This is a genomic window from Chryseobacterium gregarium DSM 19109 (genome assembly GCF_000430845.1).
Lineage (GTDB): Bacteria > Bacteroidota > Bacteroidia > Flavobacteriales > Weeksellaceae > Chryseobacterium > Chryseobacterium gregarium.
In genome coordinates, this window is the sequence record NZ_AUMU01000002.1 from 78553 (window position 1) to 95603 (window position 17051).

The window sequence follows — 17051 nt, forward strand, 5'->3', positions numbered from 1 at the left end:
TTTAACCTTAAAAGTTTTCCACATTTACATGAAAACCGCTTAGGTACTGACTTACACAGGATTGTTGTAAAAAAATAAGCATTATCGGCGGAATGCAATTAAACACTTTTTTGTAATGGACTGTTAATAAACAGCAATCCTGTTAAACATTAATTCATATAAAGAAAATTATATTGTTGTAACAAATCGGAAATATCTTCTACTTATTAGGCATAAACATCATACAACCATCATTAATGCTAATCATTCAGGATTTACATAAATCGTACGACACGGGGAAAAGCAAGCTTCACGTGCTGAAGGGAATTAATCTTAATATTTCCGAGGGCGAGTTTGTTTCGATCATGGGAAGTTCCGGTTCCGGAAAATCTACCCTGCTTAATATTATTGGGATTCTTGATGAGAAAGATACCGGTACTTATGAACTGGACAATGTTCCGATCGAACATTTATCCGAAGTGAAAGCGGCAGAATACCGGAGTAAATTTTTAGGGTTTATTTTCCAGTCTTTTAACCTCATCGGGTATAAAACGGCTTTGGATAACGTGGCGCTGCCGTTGTATTACCAGAATGTTCCCAGGAAGGAGCGGGAAAGAAAGGCGATGGAATACCTTGAAAAAGTAGGCCTGGCCCAATGGGCTACCCATCTGCCGAACGAGCTCTCAGGCGGACAGAAACAAAGGGTCGCTATTGCGCGGGCCCTGATCACGGACCCTAAAGTAGTGCTTGCCGATGAACCTACCGGTGCCCTGGATTCCAAGACCACCCATGATATCATGAAGCTTCTTCAGGATATCAACAATGAAGGCAAGACCATTATCGTGGTTACCCATGAGCCGGACGTAGCCGCACAGACCAAAAGAAACGTGATCCTTCGTGACGGGATTATTGAAAGCGATGCGTTTATCAAGCAGATTGTGCTGTAGCGGTAAGCCTGAGGTTTCGGAACTTGATTAAAGAACTTATATTTTACATCCTGTTCTTTACTATTCCCCTGAAACCGAAAATATTGTAATAAATTAAATTAAAAAAACAGCGGCAGGATCGGAGACTTCCGTCACCCGTCTTCCGCTTCAAACTTAAAAAATATGTTCGACCTAGATCGTTGGCAGGAAATATTCAGCTCCATCCGAAGCAATGTGTTGCGGACGGTACTTTCCGGTTTTACCGTAGCGTTGGGATTATTTATCTTCATCGTGCTTTTCGGGATCGGTACGGGGTTGCGGAATGCTTTTACGGAAGGGTTTGCCCGGGATGCCCAGAATCTGATTTCGGTTTCTACAGGCAAAACGACCATTGCATATAACGGCTTGCAGTCGGACAGGGTGGTTACCATGAACAATGACGATTATGATTTCCTGATTAACGTCGATAAAAAGAAAGTGGGAAGTTCCACGCCCAGGTATACGTCTAATTTATTGGTGAAATACGGTAAGGAAAGCGGCAGCTACCAGATCAACGGCGCGGATATGGGAGAACAGTATATTGAGAACCGTAAAATTCTGGAAGGCCGTTACCTTTCGCCGACCGACCTGGACCGGAAACAAAACGTTGCGGTTATCGGGAGAATGGTGCAGAGGGACCTGATTAAAAACGGAAGCCCGGTAGGAAAGGAACTGGATATCAACGGCACCATGTTTAAAGTGGTCGGCGTGTTCTCCGATGACGGGGGAGACTGGGACGAAAGGCATATCACAGTCCCTATTTCTACGCTTCAGCAGATGAAGAAAGGCTCCGATACGGTGAGCACGGTCTACATTGCCTATGATGAGAAGATGGATCCGCAGCAGGCGATCAAATACGGCGATGAGCTGAAGCAGAGGTTAAAATCGAGGAAGAATGTATCGCCCGAAGATGAAAACGGCGTAAGAATCTGGAACAATGCCCAGAATATGAATGATACCTTCACGTTTATGGCGGTTCTTACAGCCATTGTAGGGTTTATCGGGATGGGGACGCTGCTGGCGGGAATTATTGGGATCAGCAATATCATGGTCTATATCGTAAAAGAGAGAACCAAAGAAATAGGCGTAAGAAAAGCGATCGGGGCCAAGCCCCGGAGCATTGTCGCGCTGATCGTACAGGAAAGTGTGGTGATTACCGTGATATCGGGATTTGTAGGCGTGGGGCTGGGCGTATTGGCTCTGCACCTGATCGGTGACAACCTGGAAGAATATTTTATTAAAAGCCCGAGTGTGGGCTGGGGGACCATCTTCACGGCATTTATCGCGCTCGTGTTCTCCGGTCTTATCGCAGGCTTCGTCCCGGCATACCGGGCGTCAAGGATCAAACCGATTGAAGCATTGAGGACGGAATAACGGTTTGAAAACGCCACCGGATAAAACAACCATCATTCATTTATAACCAAATACAGTACAGTGAACATACTACTAAAAAAAGATACCTGGCAGGAAATTTATTATTCCCTTAAAAATAATAAGCTCCGGACCTTCCTTACCATGATCGGGGTAGGCTGGGGTATGTTTTTATATGTTGTCCTGTTAGGATCGGCAAAGGGAATGGAAAACGGTTTCGATAAACTGTTTTCAGGGTTTGCCACCAATTCTATCTTCCTCTGGGCCCAGAATACATCGATTCCTTATGAAGGTTTCCCCAAAGGCAGACAGGTGCATCTCCGCCTTTCCGATATTGATATGCTGAAAAGGAAAATCCCCAGCATCGATTATATCTCCCCCCAGAATTCAAGAGGGAGCTTTACAGGAACACCGGGAGAAGCGATGTCCCGGAACGGCAAAAACGGGACCTATTCATTAACGGGGGATTATCCCGTAGGAAATAAGATTTCTGAGAAAAAACTGATTTTCGGGCGTTACATCAATGATGCCGACGTTTCAGGAAATAAAAATGTGGCGGTTATAGGAGAGGAGATCTATAAAAACTTTTTCGATGCCAAAAAGAATGAAAACCCGCTGGGCAAATCGGTGAACATTAAAGGGATTTTCTTCAATGTGATCGGGGTCTTCAGGGTGAAAAAAGGCGGCGGTTTTGAAAATGACCAGACGGTCTTCATTCCGCTTTCCACCTATACCAAAATGTACAATGCCGCAGACCAGATTGATATGTTTGCCATCGTGAGCAAGCCGGATGCCAGCGTCAATTCTGTGGAAGAAAGCGTAAAGCTCGAATTGAAAGCTAAAAATAAAGTGTCTCCCGAGGATACGAATGCCTTCGGAAGTTTCAACCTCGGAAAACAGTTTAAAAAACTGACTGGATTTTTAACCGGGATGCAGCTCCTTACCATTATCGTAGGGACCCTGACGATTCTTGCGGGGGTAATTGCCATTTCCAACATCCTGTTGATTACCGTAAAGGAACGGACCAAGGAAATCGGGATCCGGAGGGCCTTAGGGGCAAAACCTTCGGAAGTGAGGAACCAGATTCTGCTCGAGAGCGTAGTGATTACGCTTTCATCCGGGCTGCTCGGGTTCATGTTCGGTATTTTTGTCCTGATGATTTTAAATATGGCTACGCAGGGCCAGGATTCTTTTCCGTTTTACAACCCTACCGTTAATTACGGGAATGTCTTTGCCGCAATGTCGGTCATGGTAATCCTGGGGCTGATTATCGGGATGATCCCGGCGCAACGGGCGGTGAAGATCAGGCCGATCGAAGCATTGAGAACGGAGTAAGTTATGGGTTCTGGAATGCATTATTTTTAAACAATTATATTTTATATCACTTAAATAAAAAATAAACTATACATATGAAAAAGAAATTCACTTGGAAAAAAGCTGTTTACATTGTCCTGGGGCTTTTATTTGCAGTGGCTTTATTCTCCGGGATCAGGTATCTTGTGAAATCCAATTCCACAGAGAGCGAAGCTTTCCTTACGCGGAAACCGACCATTCAGAATATGGATGACAAGGTAATGGCCACAGGAAAAATTGTTCCGAAAGAAGAAATTGAAATCAAACCGAACATAGCGGGGATCATTGATAAAATCCTGGTGGAAGAAGGGGACCGGGTAGACGCAGGGCAGCTGATCGCTACCGTTAGGATTGTCCCGAACCTTGCCGATGTAAACAATTCCCAGCAAAACGTTCAGAATGCCCGGCTGCAGATCAGTAATGCCAAAATGAATGTTGAAAACATGCGCAAACAGTTCGAAATGCAGGAGCGCCTGTTTAAGCAGGGGGTCATATCCAGACAGGAATACCTGAATTCGCAGCAGCAGCTATTTGCCCAGCAGCAGGCGCTGAAAAATGCAAACCAGCAGCTGGTAACGGCACAGAAAGCCTTACAGATCGCCAAAACCGGTGCGATCCCTGAACTGCAGGGCCTTGCGACCACGCAGATCCGTTCCAAAGCATCCGGAACGGTGCTGGAAGTGCCTGTAAAAGTAGGGAGCCAGGTAATTGAGGCCAACTCCTTCAATGCCGGGACTACCATCTGTTCGATTGCAGACCTTAATTCACTGATCTTCCAGGGGGAAATCGATGAGGCACAGGCAGGAAAACTGAAGCAGGGCATGGATATGAATATTGTGATCGGGGCCCTTCAGAACAAAACGTTTCCCGGAAGGCTGACCATGATCGCCCCGAAAGGGAAAGACAACAACGGGACCATCAAATTCCCGGTGGAAGGCGATGTGCACAACCCGAACAATGAATACATCAGAGCCGGGTTCTCCGCCAACGGGGAAATTGTGCTGAACTCTCAGAAAAACGCACTTTTACTGGATGAATCCCTGGTTCAGTACGAAAAGAAAAACGGTAAAGATGTTCCGTTTGTAGAAGTGAAACAAAAAGACGGCAAATTCAAAAAAGAATATATAAAACTCGGGGCCAGCGACGGGATCAACGTTCAGGTGCTTCCGGGGTCGCCAATCAATAAAAATTCCGAGGTCAAAGTCTGGAACCCTTCGGATAAAGATAAAGAAGAACTGAAAGATAAATCCAAGAAATAATAAACTGCATGATACGCTGTAAGCGGAAGCCCCGGGAATTTTCCCGGGGCTTTTTATATTCCAAACGGCTTTCTTTAACAGAAGCGGCGTCCTGTTTTCTGCTGCCCTCTTTTTTCAAAAAGAATTTTCTCTTCAGCCATCGCTACAGCTTTGTCATATTTTTATTATTTGGTAGTAAAATTTGAATTTTAAATAAACAGGTTCTGATCAATTTTAAAATCTGACCCATCCGTTTTTGTGGAGGTAAAGAAAATGGAAAATGAAAAATGAAAAATTACTTAAACAGACAACCGGAAGATCTATGGGTGACGGACGGCTGAAATGCTGTTCCGGTGATACCGTAGCTTCGGCTCCGCTCCGCCATCGGGAGCATTGAATGCAAAGCACAAAAAATCCCTGCCCCTTCGGGTAGAGATCAAACCAAGTCAGCAGGTATGTTAAATGAGAGTCAGTGCTGCGAGATAAGAGCTGTCGGACGCCGAATTTTCTTCGGTGTGAAGTACACCATACCTGGATCTTCTGGCCATTATACCCCATGCGGCAACGTGATGTCTGCTTTTGAGCCGGTCCTGGCCGCAACCGATTCGAAAATTTCAGACGTGCCCGAAGCTCCGCTGCAGCACACGGACTGGCCTTGTCCGTTACCGATTCATGACCCTGCCATGCCAGCCTGATCATGTTTACGGTCTGCAGAGAAGCCCGCCTTGATGTGGTCTGTAGCCCTGCGGCTGCACTTTGGTATCCTCCTGATGAGGTCCTGTCCGCACCGGCCGATGCCCGCTGCCGTTCCTGATTTTCCTGAGAATCCGCCCGGGATCCCTCTTGCGATTGGTGCCATGGTGCTGCTTTTTTTGGGGTTAACGGAACAAAGGTATCACCGGTTTTTGAATGGGCCATGGCCTAAACCGGTTTTGGCAGCTTGTGTCCGGTTTTGGCAGGTTTTGGCAGCCTATGACCGGTATTAACCTGCATTTCTTCGGGTCCGCTTCGGGTCTTCTTCGGGTCGGCTTCGGAAAACAGGGGGTTTTTCCGAAGAACTGTCGAAGAAGACCCGAAGAACTGTCGAAGAATGCCTGTAAAACCGGGCCTTTCCAGTAGGTTATTGATATATTGTTAATTTTTTATATATTTATTTGAAGATTTCGTAAATTTATACAATTCTATTCCCGGATAATGACCGATAGAAATTCCTGCTGTGGAAAGGCTTGTATTTTCAATGGTGAACTACGGATAATAAAGCATATAGATAACTGTTAAACTACGTACAATTGTTCATTTTGCTTCTGTTCTGTTTAATTTTTATTTATTCTTTTGTCTTGATGCAAAAGAACCAAAAAAAAGATCAGGACTGGGATTCTTCCGCTAAAAATGAACCCTGTTCACTAAAAATTCTAAAAGTTGTGCGAAATGATCTATTGGGTGAGTATAGGAGTGTTGGCCTCGCAATTCGGACAGTAGAATTTTCTTAACGTTCTTAGGCCTCATTTGCTTCTGATTATTTATACAATCAATGAATCGGCGAACCTCTCTGAGATTTTCTTCATGCTCCAGAATCCCAGGTCATTTTTTACTCGTAGTGGGTGTTGTTATTCTGTATGAATCATTTTATGAAGGCATTTTATGTTTATTGAGTTCTTTTGCCTTGATGCAAAAGAACCAAAAGATCAAGACTTGGATCCTTCCGCTAAAAATCAACCCTGTTCACTAAAAATTCTAAACTTGTGCGAAATGATCTATTGGGTGAGTATAGGAGTGTTGGCCTCGCACTTCGGACACTAGAATTTTCTTAACGTTCACAGGCTCCATTTGCCTCTGATTGTTTATATACGTAACGAATCGGCGAACCTCCCTGAGGTTTTTTAACGCTTCAGACTCCTATGTCGTTTTTACTTCCGGTCGGTGCTGTTATTGCTGTTGTATGTTTCGTTTTTTTATTCTCTTTTCACTGCAGCCGGGATGGTTATTTTGTAGGCACCGTTTTATGCAGGCATTTACCTGAACAATAGCCTGAACAGATAGCCGCATGAGTTAACGGCCTGTCGGAATAGGGGCAGAAACGGAATTTCCTGATCAATGGAAAGGGCGGTTACCGGGCAGGACAGAGGTCAGGGATAAAAGCAGAAATAAGGCGTCAGAAATTTCACATCCTGTCAGTTTCAGGTTACCGGCCTGAACATTGTTTGCAGTATCCGGAAATAAACCCGTTAAACGCAACCGTTTGATAGCCTTCCGGCAGATGGATTTCCACTTCATTCGGTAAACATTCTATTTTTCCGCAGGTGATGCATTTGAAATGGAAATGATTGTGCCTGTGGTTTTTTCCCGAGCAGTTCATGCAGACGGCAAAATAAAATTTTCCGTCATCACCCAATACTTTATGAACAATTCCGTCTTCGCAGAAACTGTTTAACACCCTGTAAATCGTGGCCCGGTCTACCGTTTCCCCCAGCTCTTTCTGTAAGGTTTCCTGACTTACCGCCGAACCGGATTTTTTCAGAGATTCCAGAATTATCTGTTTGGAAGCTGTATTTCTTTTTGCCATCCTGCAAATATAAAAATTATTATTGCGACCAGATCGCAATAATGAAATTTATTCTAACTTTGTCCCCATAAAAGGAATAGGTTTTACATTCCACACCATCATACAGACAATAAAAAAATTAAGATTATGGAAAATACAGCTGATGTTATCATCATCGGGGGAAGCTATGCCGGACTGTCGGCAGCGATGGCTTTGGGAAGGTCATTAAGGAATGCCTTGGTTATAGACGGCGGAAAGCCGTGCAACCGCCAGACCCCGCATTCGCATAATTTCATTACCCAGGACGGTAAAACACCGAAAGAAATTTCCGATCTTGCCAAAGAGCAGGTCCTGAAATACAATACCGTAAACTTTATTGAAGGCACGGTGGTGAAAACTTCTAAAATTACTGAAGGCTTTGAACTGATTACGGAAAATAATGAAAAGCTCTATGCCAAAAAAATCATTCTTGCCTCGGGTGTAAAAGACCTGATGCCTGACATTGACGGGTTTTCAGAATGCTGGGGGATTTCCGTGATCCATTGCCCGTACTGCCACGGTTACGAAGTGAAAAATAAAACCACCGGGATTCTTTCCAATGGCGACATGGCCTTTGAATTCTCAAAGATTGTTTTCAATTTAACCAAGGACCTTACGCTGTTGACCAACGGGACATCAGCGCTCACCGGAGAACAGGCCGCCCGGTTTAAGCAGAACAACATCCGTATCCTGGAAGATGAGATAGAAAAAGTGGTCCATGAAAACGGACAGATTAAAAAACTGGTGTTCAGGAACGGAAAAGAGCTTCCTTTAGACGCTTTGTATGCGAAGATCCCTTTTGAGCAGAATATCAATCCGGGGGATCTGGGCCTTGAGCTTACCGAACATGGCTTTATCAAGACCGACCATTTCCATAAGACCAGTGTCGACGGGGTTTTTGCCTGCGGGGACAATGTTACTTTAATGCGCTCCGTGGCCAATGCCGTGGCCCAGGGAAACATGACAGGGGCACTGGTGAACCGGGAACTCTGTGAAGAAGAATTTCAATTGATGTAAGTAAATGAGCGGTACAGTGTCATTACGGTTTGCAGCCATGCATAAAAGAGCGGTTCTTACGTTTATGCTTCTGTTAAACCTTTTCATCAGGATGGTAAAAATCCGGCTATGGCGGTCAGAGCCGGTAAAGAAATTAATCGGGAATTCAAAAGGGCCAGGGACCCCATTAATTGTAGGGTAAACCGTTCATCAGTAAACCTATATGATTAAGGAACCGTAAAGAAGCGGATCCTCCTTTAAGTTTAAAAATCATATTTCACAATATCAGAATCTCGGCGAAAATTTCGTACTTTTGGAGTGAAAAATTTCAAAACTAAAAGTAAAATGGATATTATTTTCGACCTGATTGAAAAAGAAAGACAAAGACAAACCCATGGCATTGAAATGATTGCCTCAGAAAATTTTGTTTCTGAAAATGTGATGAAGGCGGTGGGAAGCGTGCTGACCAATAAATATGCGGAAGGATATCCCGGAAAAAGATATTACGGAGGATGTGAAGTGGTGGATGAGGTGGAAACTTTGGCCATTAACCGGGCGAAAGAGCTTTTCGGAGTGGATTATGCCAATGTTCAGCCCCATTCCGGGTCCCAGGCGAATGCAGCCATTTATCTTGCAGTTTTGAAACCGGGGGATAAAATTATGGGAATGGACCTTTCCATGGGCGGCCACCTGACCCACGGTTCCGCGGTGAACTTTTCCGGGATCCAGTACAAGGTGGTTTCCTATGGTGTGCAGCAGGAAACCGGCCTTATCGATTACGACCAGATGAGGGAAGTGGCCCTGAGAGAAAGGCCGAAAATGCTGATCGCAGGATTCTCCGCCTATTCAAGAGACCTGGATTATGCGAAGTTCAGGGAGGTAGCCGATGAAATCGGCGCTACGCTTTGGGCGGATATTGCCCACCCGGCCGGCCTGATCGCCAAAGGATTGCTGAACAGCCCGTTTGAGCACTGCCATCTGGTGACCACCACGACGCATAAGACTTTAAGAGGCCCGAGAGGAGGAATGATCATGATGGGCAGAGACTTTGAAAATACCTACGGCCATAAAACGCCGAAAGGAGAAACCAAAATGATGAGCCAGGTTCTGGACGGTGCTGTTTTCCCGGGAATCCAGGGTGGCCCGCTGGAGCACGTGATTGCCGGTAAAGCCGTAGCTTTTGGTGAAGCGCTGGAGGCGCCGTTTGAAACCTATGCCAAGCAGGTTCAGTCTAATGCCAAGGCACTGGCCAAAGCCATGATGGAAAGAGGATTTGATATTGTCAGCGGCGGAACGGATAACCACCTGATGCTGGTTGACCTCAGGAATAAAGGGGTAAACGGTAAAGAAACCGAAAAGGCCCTGGTGCTTGCTGATATTACCTGCAACAAAAATATGGTTCCGTTTGATGACAAGTCTCCGTTTACGACTTCAGGAATCAGGCTGGGAACGGCAGCGATCACGACGAGAGGACTGAAAGAAAATGATATGGATACCATTGCGGAATTGATTTCCGAAGTGGTCAGCAATATTAAAAATGAAGAAGCCATAGCTTCTGTACGGAAGAAAGTAAACGAACTGATGGAAGGGAAGGCGCTGTTTAATTACTAGCATTGGCCCGAATCTGAAATACAGAGAATGGGCATTTTTGTCCATTCTTTTTTTTATTATGATGGAAAAGAAATCCTATACTTTTGATGAGATCAAGCTGAAGCTGGCCAACTACTGCGTATATCAGGACCGGTGTCATGCGGAAGTGGAACAGAAGATGAGAGAGTTTCTGCTGATCGATGAAGCCAGGGAAGACATTATGCTTTATCTTCTCAGGGAAAATTACTTAAATGAAGAACGGTTTACCCGAAGCTACATCCGTGGCAAATTCTACATCAAGCACTGGGGCAGGACCAAGATTAAAATGAACCTTAAGCAAAAGCAGGTACCCGAAAAACTGATCAGTAAATGCTTCGACGAAATTGATGAAAACGATTATGAAAAAACCATCCGGAAAATCTACGAAGACTATTATTCAAGACAACAGGGATTAAAAGAATACCAGCGTAAATCAAAAACGATAAAATACCTGATGGGCCGCGGTTTTGAATATGAAGCAATTCTCGATAGCCTTGAAAATTGATGCAAATGTAAACTGTTGAAAAAGGCAACAACAGGTAAAGAATTTTACCTAATAATAAACTTCACTTATAAATTGCAGATTTTATTATAATAATTAAATCTAAAAGTTCTTAACCATTATTTAAAATAAAAAATAAATAATTTTTCAATGCCTTTTTAAGCTTAAACAGGTTAATTTTTAAGCAGTTGATATTTTTAATTAATTTATAACTAAAATAAGCTCGAATTATTGGCACGAATAATGCACGCCGTCTTTTTTAATTTAAGTCGTATCAATAAATGCTATGTAAAAATAAATCAATTACCGCGCTTTAAAACGAATAATATCAATTAACTTTACAAAATTAAAAAACAAACTAACATTGGATGAAAAAGCTATATAACGCTTTTAGTGCTCTTTATAATGGTGATAACATAGTGAAAATCACGGAGTTAAGATATGTGCCCAGATGGCTGGTCATTACTATTGATATTCTGATTATTCTATTTTCTTTATTTCTTTCTCGTATATTTTTAGATAACCTGGATGTGAAGGTTAATTTTCCTGAATACCGTATGGAAAAAAGACTTATTCTTATCTTCGTTAATGTTTTGTTTATGTATGTATTCAAAACTTATGCTGGAATTATCAGGCATTCTACTTTTTTCGATTTTTTTAAAATTATATTATCTTCAGGAAGCACGCTGATTACCCTTTTACTGATCAATTATGTGAGTGTGTCGATACTGGATAAATCTTTATATCTGTACCCGAATCTTTTCCTTTATTTTCTTATTTCCGTTTCCATTATGTTTTTCTTCAGGATGGTGACCAAACAGTTTTTTAATGCGTTGATCGATATTAAAGGATCTTCTTCGAAAGTAAGGGTAGCTGTGGTAGGGGTAGGGGAAGTATCTGTGGCTGTAGCCAGGGCGATCATGCACAATCCCAATTATCCTTACCGCCTGGCAGGATTCCTTACCAACAGGTCAGATTCCCGTAAAGCTATATTATTAGGTTATAAAATCTATACTAAAAACCATTTTTTCAGCGATGAAAAACTCATCAAGCAGTTTGATGCTCTGTTATTGATCAAAGACATTATGAACAAGCAGGAGATTGAAGAATGGATGACGTTAGCATTGGATAAGGGACTGAAGGTACTGAAAGCCCCGACCCTGAGCAAGATGAGAGACTCGGACCTGGTGGGCGGTATCAGCCAGCTTCAGATCGAAGATTTATTGAACCGTAAACCCATTAAAATAGAAAGCGAAGAAGTAAGGAAAAGACATTTTGAAAAAATTGTACTGGTTACCGGAGGTGCAGGTTCTATCGGCAGTGAAATTGTAAGACAGGTTTCACAGTTCAGCCCGTCATTGATTGTAGTACTGGATCAGGCTGAATCTCCTTTATATGAACTCAAGCTTGAGCTGCATGAGAAATTTCCGGATCAGAATTTTAAATTTGTTCTGTCGGATATTTCAAATAATTACCGGCTTGAAAAGCTGTTTGAAACCTACCCGTTTTCTATGGTATATCATGCCGCAGCCTATAAACATGTGCCGTTAATAGAAGATAATCCGCATGAAGCTGTTTTTGTCAATATATTAGGGACTAAAAATGTAGCTTTATTGGCTAAAAAATATAAAGTCAACCGTTTTGTCATGGTGTCTACCGATAAGGCCGTTAATCCCACCAATGTTATGGGAGCTTCCAAAAGAGCTGCAGAGCTGTTTGTACAGTCACTTCAGAATTCGCCGGGCAATATTACTAAATTTATTACTACCCGGTTCGGAAACGTGTTGGGATCAAACGGTTCAGTCATCCCACATTTCAGGAAGCAGATTGAAAAGGGAGGGCCGGTAACCATTACCCATCCTGATATCATTCGTTATTTTATGACGATTTCCGAAGCCTGCGAGCTTGTGCTTCAGGCCGGGACCATGGGTTCGGGAGGCGAAATTTATGTCTTTGATATGGGAGAACCTGTGAAAATCCTGGATCTGGCGCGGAGAATGATCAGGCTTTCGGGCTTTATACCCGATGAAGACATCAAAATCACGTTTATAGGATTAAGACCAGGAGAAAAATTATATGAAGAACTTTTAAGTAATAACTCAACTACTATTCCTACTCATCATGAAAAAATTATGATTTCAAGGGATCCGGTGATGGAATTTGATGAAGTAGAGATTCTTTTTAAAGAAATCATTATTTCTGCAGTAAAAAGGGATAAACTGCGGGTTGTAAGTTTGCTCAAGAATATAGTTCCTGAATTTATAAGTAACAATTCAGAATTTGAAGTTCTGGACAATAAAGCAATTGCAAAGGAAAACATATAAGATAATTAATAAATAATGCTATTTTTGTGGAAAATATCAAAAATGAATTTTAAATTTTTTATCTGCAGTGCCCTCACTCTGATCTTGTTTTCTTGCAAGGTGAATCAGAATGCTAACAATGATTTGAACTATATGCAGAATATAGAACAGATTGCTGTAGAGAACTCACTGCAAAATTCTAAGTCAGAAATTCAGCCTGGCGACCAACTGGTTATTCTTATAACAGCCAAGGATATGGATGTTGTAAAACCTTTTAATCAGAACTATTCGTCATCAGAAACCATTCAAAGTAATATTACCGCTGGTGGGAATACGCCCAATCAAGGTATGACTTCTATAGCAGGACCTACCTATATTGTCGATTCAAACTCAAATATTGATTTTCCGATCTTAGGGATTATCAACACAAATGGAAAAACATTAGTTGATTTAAAACAAGAGTTAAGAGAGAAAATGCAGAAATATGTAATTAATCCTTCTGTAAATATCAGATTGGCGAATTTTAAGATAACTGTATTGGGGGAGGTTAACAGACAGGGGGATTACACTATTTCGAACGGTCAGGGAACGATCTTGAATGCCCTCGGAATGGCTGGTGATTTAACAATGTATGGGAAGAGAGAAGATATATTGGTTGTCAGAACGGAAAACGGTGTTGTATCACATGGAAAAGTAAATTTACGAGATGCCAATCTTATAAATTCACCATATTATTATCTGAAACAGGGAGATGCAATTATTGTATCGACAAATAATACTAAAGATATACAGGCAAAACAGAATCCTAATACCGGCATTTATCTTACAGCAGCGTCTATTGCAATAACTGCTGCCGCTGTAGTCGTTTCTTTAATAAGAAAGTAAGATTTTGATAAAGCTTTTTTATCAAAGTTTAAATTGATATAATATCAGTATAATAATGAAATTCTATAAAATAGCAATTATCAGTCAGGGATATGTAGGTCTTCCGTTAGCACTTGAATTTGCAAAATACTTTTCTGTATTGGGATTTGACATTGATTCGGAAAGAATTAAACAACTCAATGAAGGTTTTGACATCACCGTTGAATCAGATAGTGAAAAACTTGTTGAAAATCTTAGCATTTATAAAATATCACAAGGAGAAAAAGGATATAAGGCAACAAACGAGTTGGCTGAGATTTCAGATTCAAATGTCTTTATTGTAAACGTTCCGACACCTATTGACCAATATAATTCGCCGAATTTGAAACCATTGATGTCTGCATCTGATATGCTCAGAGGAATTATTAAAAGGGGAGATATTATAATTTATGAATCTACAGCATATTCCGGTTGTACAGCAGAAGAATGTGTTCCGGTGTTGGAAAAATTTTCAAGCTTAAAATTCAATAAATATTTTTTTGTGGGATATTCCTCTGAAAGAATAAATCCAGGTGATAAAATCAATACTTTGACGTCAGTAATCAAAGTTAGTTCTACATCAACTCCAGAAGTTGCTGTCAAAGTAAATAATTTGTACAAAAAAATAATTACTCCCCGAACTCATATTGCTCTTAGTATTAAAGCGGCAGTAGCGTAAAAAGCGATAAAGAATACAAAGAGATATGTCAATATTTTATCTGTAAATGAACTGGCTAATATTTGACGGAAGTATCGTAGATGCAGATTATATTTGTAAACCATTAACCATTATTATTAAGAATCATAATACAATATCGTTTAAATGAATAACTCACAATCAGACGAATCAATTAAAGAAATAAACATACAGGAAAGCATTAAGCCCTATCTCAAAAACTGGGTATGGTTTATTATTATTCCTGTTCTTACATTGTTACTTACTTACGTTTACCTAAAATTTGTTACTCCGGTTTTTAATGTAAAATCATCTGTCCTTATTAAAGATGCAAAAAGCACACCTTCAGTAGGGGAAGAATTTTCAGTTTTGCAGGATTTGTCGGGATTTGGAGGTATGGGTACAAACAGTATCCAAAATGAAATTGAAATTTTTAAATCTAAAAAACTCATTCAGGATGTTGTAAAAACCCTGCATCTGCAAATCTCTGTTTTTGCTAAACAAGGGGTCATTTCAAAAGAATTATATGCTGATACGTCTCCTTTTGAAATTAAAGTGGTTAATGAAAAACCTTTTACAAAATTACCTGATGAGGCGGTACATATAAAATTTTCACAAAATAATATTACCTTAAGCTCAAAAGAACTTCCTAAAGATATTATTACAGGGTATAATAAAACAATCAGTTTGCCTTATGCAAATATTATCATTGTAAAAAATCAGAATTTCAACAGCTCGAAAGCCGGTAATTTAGATGATTTTTCCTTTATGTATTCTACTAAAGAGGGTACTGTAAATGCATTACAAAAAATACTGAATGTCAGTTTGGTTAATAAAGATGCCACAGTAATAGGCCTATCATTAACTTATGAGAATATAGATAAGGCTAAAGATATTCTTAATAATCTGGTAAAAATATATAATAATGAAGCTATTAAAGATAAAAATTCAGAATCGGAAATAACACGTGATTTTATTGATGAGAGAATAAATATTATTGCCAATGATTTAGGAGAGGTTGAAAACCGCAAAGAACGTTTTAAAAGTTCAAACCATATTACTGACCTTACTACTGAGGCAAAGATCGGACTGGAAAGCTCTGCTGAAGCTCGTGCAAAACAAATTGAGGTAGATTCTCAGTTGGATCTTACCAATGCATTAATCGGTTTTATGTCTAAACAGGGAAATGGGCAGGTACTTCCTACCAATGTCGGATTGCAGAGTTCGGAAGCATCCAATAATATTTCAGCATACAATCAATTGGTCATAGAGCGTAATAGGTTGCTGGAAAATGCAACACCTCAAAATCCCTTGGTTATTGATCTTAATAACCAGATTTCCTCCTTACGTACTTCTGTTATTGAGAGCCTTAATAAAAGCAGAAGCGGACTTCAATTTGCCAAGAACCAATATCTTGCGGAACAAAGTAATGTTTCTTCAAGAATTTTAAAAATTCCGAGCCAGGAAAAACTCTTTAGAGATATAGAAAGACAGCAACAGATTAAAGAGAGTTTGTATCTGCTTTTATTACAGAAAAGAGAGGAGACTGCGATTTCATTAGCTGTCACTGCTGATAAGGCAAGAATTGTTGATTATGCGTATTCTTCACCAAAGCCGGTGGCACCGAAAAAGATGATGTATTTATTTGGCGCACTGATTGGCGGCTTATTATTACCGTTTATCATCATTTATTTTAAAGAATTATTCAATAATAAGATTAAAACAAAACATGATCTTGAAAAATTAGCAGTTGATAAGCCAATTATCGGTGAAATTCCTAGATTGGCAAAAGGGCATCCTGAACTCATCCGCATCAATGATTTATCCCCAATGGCAGAAGCTTTCAGAATATTGATTACCAATATGAACTTCATGCTTCCCAAGAAACAGGCAAAAGTAGTATTTATTACTTCTACCGTAAAGGGCGAAGGCAAAACCTTTGTCTCCGTTAATTTAGCTCTTGCTATGGCTACTCCTAGCAAAAAAGTAATTATTATAGGATCTGATATAAGGAACCCCCAACTTCAGAGGTATAACCCGGCAAGAAAAGGGTTAACAGGACTTACGGAATTTCTTTATGACAGCCAGACCGCATTACAGGATATTATTCATGTCTCGACTTTTAACCCTTATTTAGATGTAATTTATTCAGGAAGTATTCCGCCTAACCCTACTGAATTACTGACTAACGGACGTTATGAAATATTATTGGAACAATTAAAATCTAAATATGACTATATAATTTTAGATACAGCTCCGCTGATGTTGGTAACAGATACATTCCTGTTTGCAGGAATGGCTGATGCTACACTCTATGTTACACGTTCTCAATATACAGAGAAAGCACTGATTGCATTTGCAAATAATAATATTGAAAGTGGTAAGCTTAATAATGTAGGCTTTGTTTTAAATGATGTGGACCAGGATTTCTTCGGATACGGTAACAAATATGGTTATGGTTATGCTGCAGAAGAAAAAAGCTGGTTTGAAAAAATAAGAGATAAATTTAAAAAATAATATTTATTAATTTTTTTGATAAACAGTTAATTGTCTGA

At 40.6% G+C, this 17051-nt stretch carries 14 protein-coding genes; 12 read left to right on the top strand and 2 right to left on the bottom strand.

Annotated elements, in window-relative coordinates:
- Nucleotides 1-236 precede the first annotated feature (236 nt).
- The 4 genes from H561_RS0103070 (at nucleotide 237) to H561_RS0103085 (ending at nucleotide 4927) form a co-directional block, all read left to right on the top strand.
- On the top strand, nucleotides 237-926 hold the full coding sequence (locus H561_RS0103070) for an ABC transporter ATP-binding protein (RefSeq protein ID WP_027385686.1): 690 nt from the start codon (nucleotides 237-239) through the stop codon (nucleotides 924-926).
- 162 nt (nucleotides 927-1088) lie between these two features.
- Nucleotides 1089-2318 (top strand): ABC transporter permease, encoded by a 1230-nt coding sequence (locus tag H561_RS0103075; protein ID WP_027385687.1) that lies wholly within the window; start codon nucleotides 1089-1091, stop codon nucleotides 2316-2318.
- Nucleotides 2319-2378: 60 nt separating this feature from the next.
- On the top strand, nucleotides 2379-3650 hold the full coding sequence (locus tag H561_RS0103080; protein ID WP_027385688.1) for an ABC transporter permease: 1272 nt from the start codon (nucleotides 2379-2381) through the stop codon (nucleotides 3648-3650).
- 74 nt (nucleotides 3651-3724) lie between these two features.
- Nucleotides 3725-4927 carry an efflux RND transporter periplasmic adaptor subunit gene (locus tag H561_RS0103085; protein WP_027385689.1) on the top strand — a complete coding sequence of 401 codons (1203 nt, stop codon included), beginning with the start codon at nucleotides 3725-3727 and terminating at the stop codon, nucleotides 4925-4927.
- Nucleotides 4928-5576: 649 nt separating this feature from the next.
- Here H561_RS0103085 and H561_RS23825 read toward each other — a convergent pair.
- Both H561_RS23825 and H561_RS0103115 read right to left on the bottom strand, forming a co-directional pair.
- Nucleotides 5577-5765 carry a hypothetical protein gene (locus H561_RS23825; protein ID WP_155845720.1) on the bottom strand — a complete coding sequence of 63 codons (189 nt, stop codon included), beginning with the start codon at nucleotides 5763-5765 and terminating at the stop codon, nucleotides 5577-5579.
- 1323 nt (nucleotides 5766-7088) lie between these two features.
- On the bottom strand, nucleotides 7089-7469 hold the full coding sequence (locus tag H561_RS0103115) for a Fur family transcriptional regulator (protein ID WP_027385691.1): 381 nt from the start codon (nucleotides 7467-7469) through the stop codon (nucleotides 7089-7091).
- 126 nt (nucleotides 7470-7595) lie between these two features.
- Between H561_RS0103115 and H561_RS0103120 the strand changes: the two genes are divergently transcribed.
- The 8 genes from H561_RS0103120 (at nucleotide 7596) to H561_RS0103155 (ending at nucleotide 17013) form a co-directional block, all read left to right on the top strand.
- Nucleotides 7596-8504, top strand: coding sequence for an NAD(P)/FAD-dependent oxidoreductase (locus tag H561_RS0103120; RefSeq protein ID WP_027385692.1), 909 nt, complete (start codon nucleotides 7596-7598; stop codon nucleotides 8502-8504).
- Between the two features lie 4 nt (nucleotides 8505-8508).
- Entirely contained in the window at nucleotides 8509-8685 is a 177-nt protein-coding gene (locus H561_RS23835) for a hypothetical protein (protein ID WP_155845722.1), read from the top strand.
- Nucleotides 8686-8828: 143 nt separating this feature from the next.
- Nucleotides 8829-10094, top strand: a complete 1266-nt coding sequence (gene glyA / locus H561_RS0103130; protein WP_027385693.1) for a serine hydroxymethyltransferase — start codon at nucleotides 8829-8831, stop codon at nucleotides 10092-10094.
- A gap of 61 nt (nucleotides 10095-10155) precedes the next feature.
- On the top strand, nucleotides 10156-10617 hold the full coding sequence (locus tag H561_RS0103135) for a regulatory protein RecX (protein ID WP_185095972.1): 462 nt from the start codon (nucleotides 10156-10158) through the stop codon (nucleotides 10615-10617).
- A 365-nt stretch (nucleotides 10618-10982) separates the two neighbouring features.
- Entirely contained in the window at nucleotides 10983-12938 is a 1956-nt protein-coding gene (locus tag H561_RS0103140; RefSeq protein ID WP_027385695.1) for a polysaccharide biosynthesis protein, read from the top strand.
- A 132-nt stretch (nucleotides 12939-13070) separates the two neighbouring features.
- Nucleotides 13071-13802: a polysaccharide biosynthesis/export family protein gene (locus tag H561_RS0103145; RefSeq protein WP_228372212.1), complete on the top strand. Its 732-nt coding sequence runs from the start codon at nucleotides 13071-13073 to the stop codon at nucleotides 13800-13802.
- A 55-nt stretch (nucleotides 13803-13857) separates the two neighbouring features.
- Nucleotides 13858-14499: a nucleotide sugar dehydrogenase gene (locus H561_RS21955; protein WP_051349288.1), complete on the top strand. Its 642-nt coding sequence runs from the start codon at nucleotides 13858-13860 to the stop codon at nucleotides 14497-14499.
- Nucleotides 14500-14643: 144 nt separating this feature from the next.
- On the top strand, nucleotides 14644-17013 hold the full coding sequence (locus H561_RS0103155) for a GumC family protein (protein WP_027385697.1): 2370 nt from the start codon (nucleotides 14644-14646) through the stop codon (nucleotides 17011-17013).
- Nucleotides 17014-17051: the final 38 nt, after the last annotated feature.

Bases quoted from the DNA above. Each gene is read 5' to 3' on its own strand.
- H561_RS0103075 (WP_027385687.1), top strand. From the start codon at position 1,089: ATGTTCGACCTAGATCGTTGGCAGGAAATATTCAGCTCCATCCGAAGC.
- H561_RS23835 (WP_155845722.1), top strand. From the start codon at position 8,509: ATGAGCGGTACAGTGTCATTACGGTTTGCAGCCATGCATAAAAGAGCG.
- H561_RS0103115 (WP_027385691.1), bottom strand. From the start codon at position 7,469: ATGGCAAAAAGAAATACAGCTTCCAAACAGATAATTCTGGAATCTCTG.
- H561_RS0103155 (WP_027385697.1), top strand. From the start codon at position 14,644: ATGAATAACTCACAATCAGACGAATCAATTAAAGAAATAAACATACAG.
- H561_RS0103085 (WP_027385689.1), top strand. From the start codon at position 3,725: ATGAAAAAGAAATTCACTTGGAAAAAAGCTGTTTACATTGTCCTGGGG.
- H561_RS23825 (WP_155845720.1), bottom strand. From the start codon at position 5,765: ATGGCACCAATCGCAAGAGGGATCCCGGGCGGATTCTCAGGAAAATCA.
- H561_RS0103135 (WP_185095972.1), top strand. From the start codon at position 10,156: ATGGAAAAGAAATCCTATACTTTTGATGAGATCAAGCTGAAGCTGGCC.
- H561_RS21955 (WP_051349288.1), top strand. From the start codon at position 13,858: ATGAAATTCTATAAAATAGCAATTATCAGTCAGGGATATGTAGGTCTT.
- glyA (WP_027385693.1), top strand. From the start codon at position 8,829: ATGGATATTATTTTCGACCTGATTGAAAAAGAAAGACAAAGACAAACC.
- H561_RS0103120 (WP_027385692.1), top strand. From the start codon at position 7,596: ATGGAAAATACAGCTGATGTTATCATCATCGGGGGAAGCTATGCCGGA.
- H561_RS0103145 (WP_228372212.1), top strand. From the start codon at position 13,071: ATGCAGAATATAGAACAGATTGCTGTAGAGAACTCACTGCAAAATTCT.
- H561_RS0103140 (WP_027385695.1), top strand. From the start codon at position 10,983: ATGAAAAAGCTATATAACGCTTTTAGTGCTCTTTATAATGGTGATAAC.
- H561_RS0103070 (WP_027385686.1), top strand. From the start codon at position 237: ATGCTAATCATTCAGGATTTACATAAATCGTACGACACGGGGAAAAGC.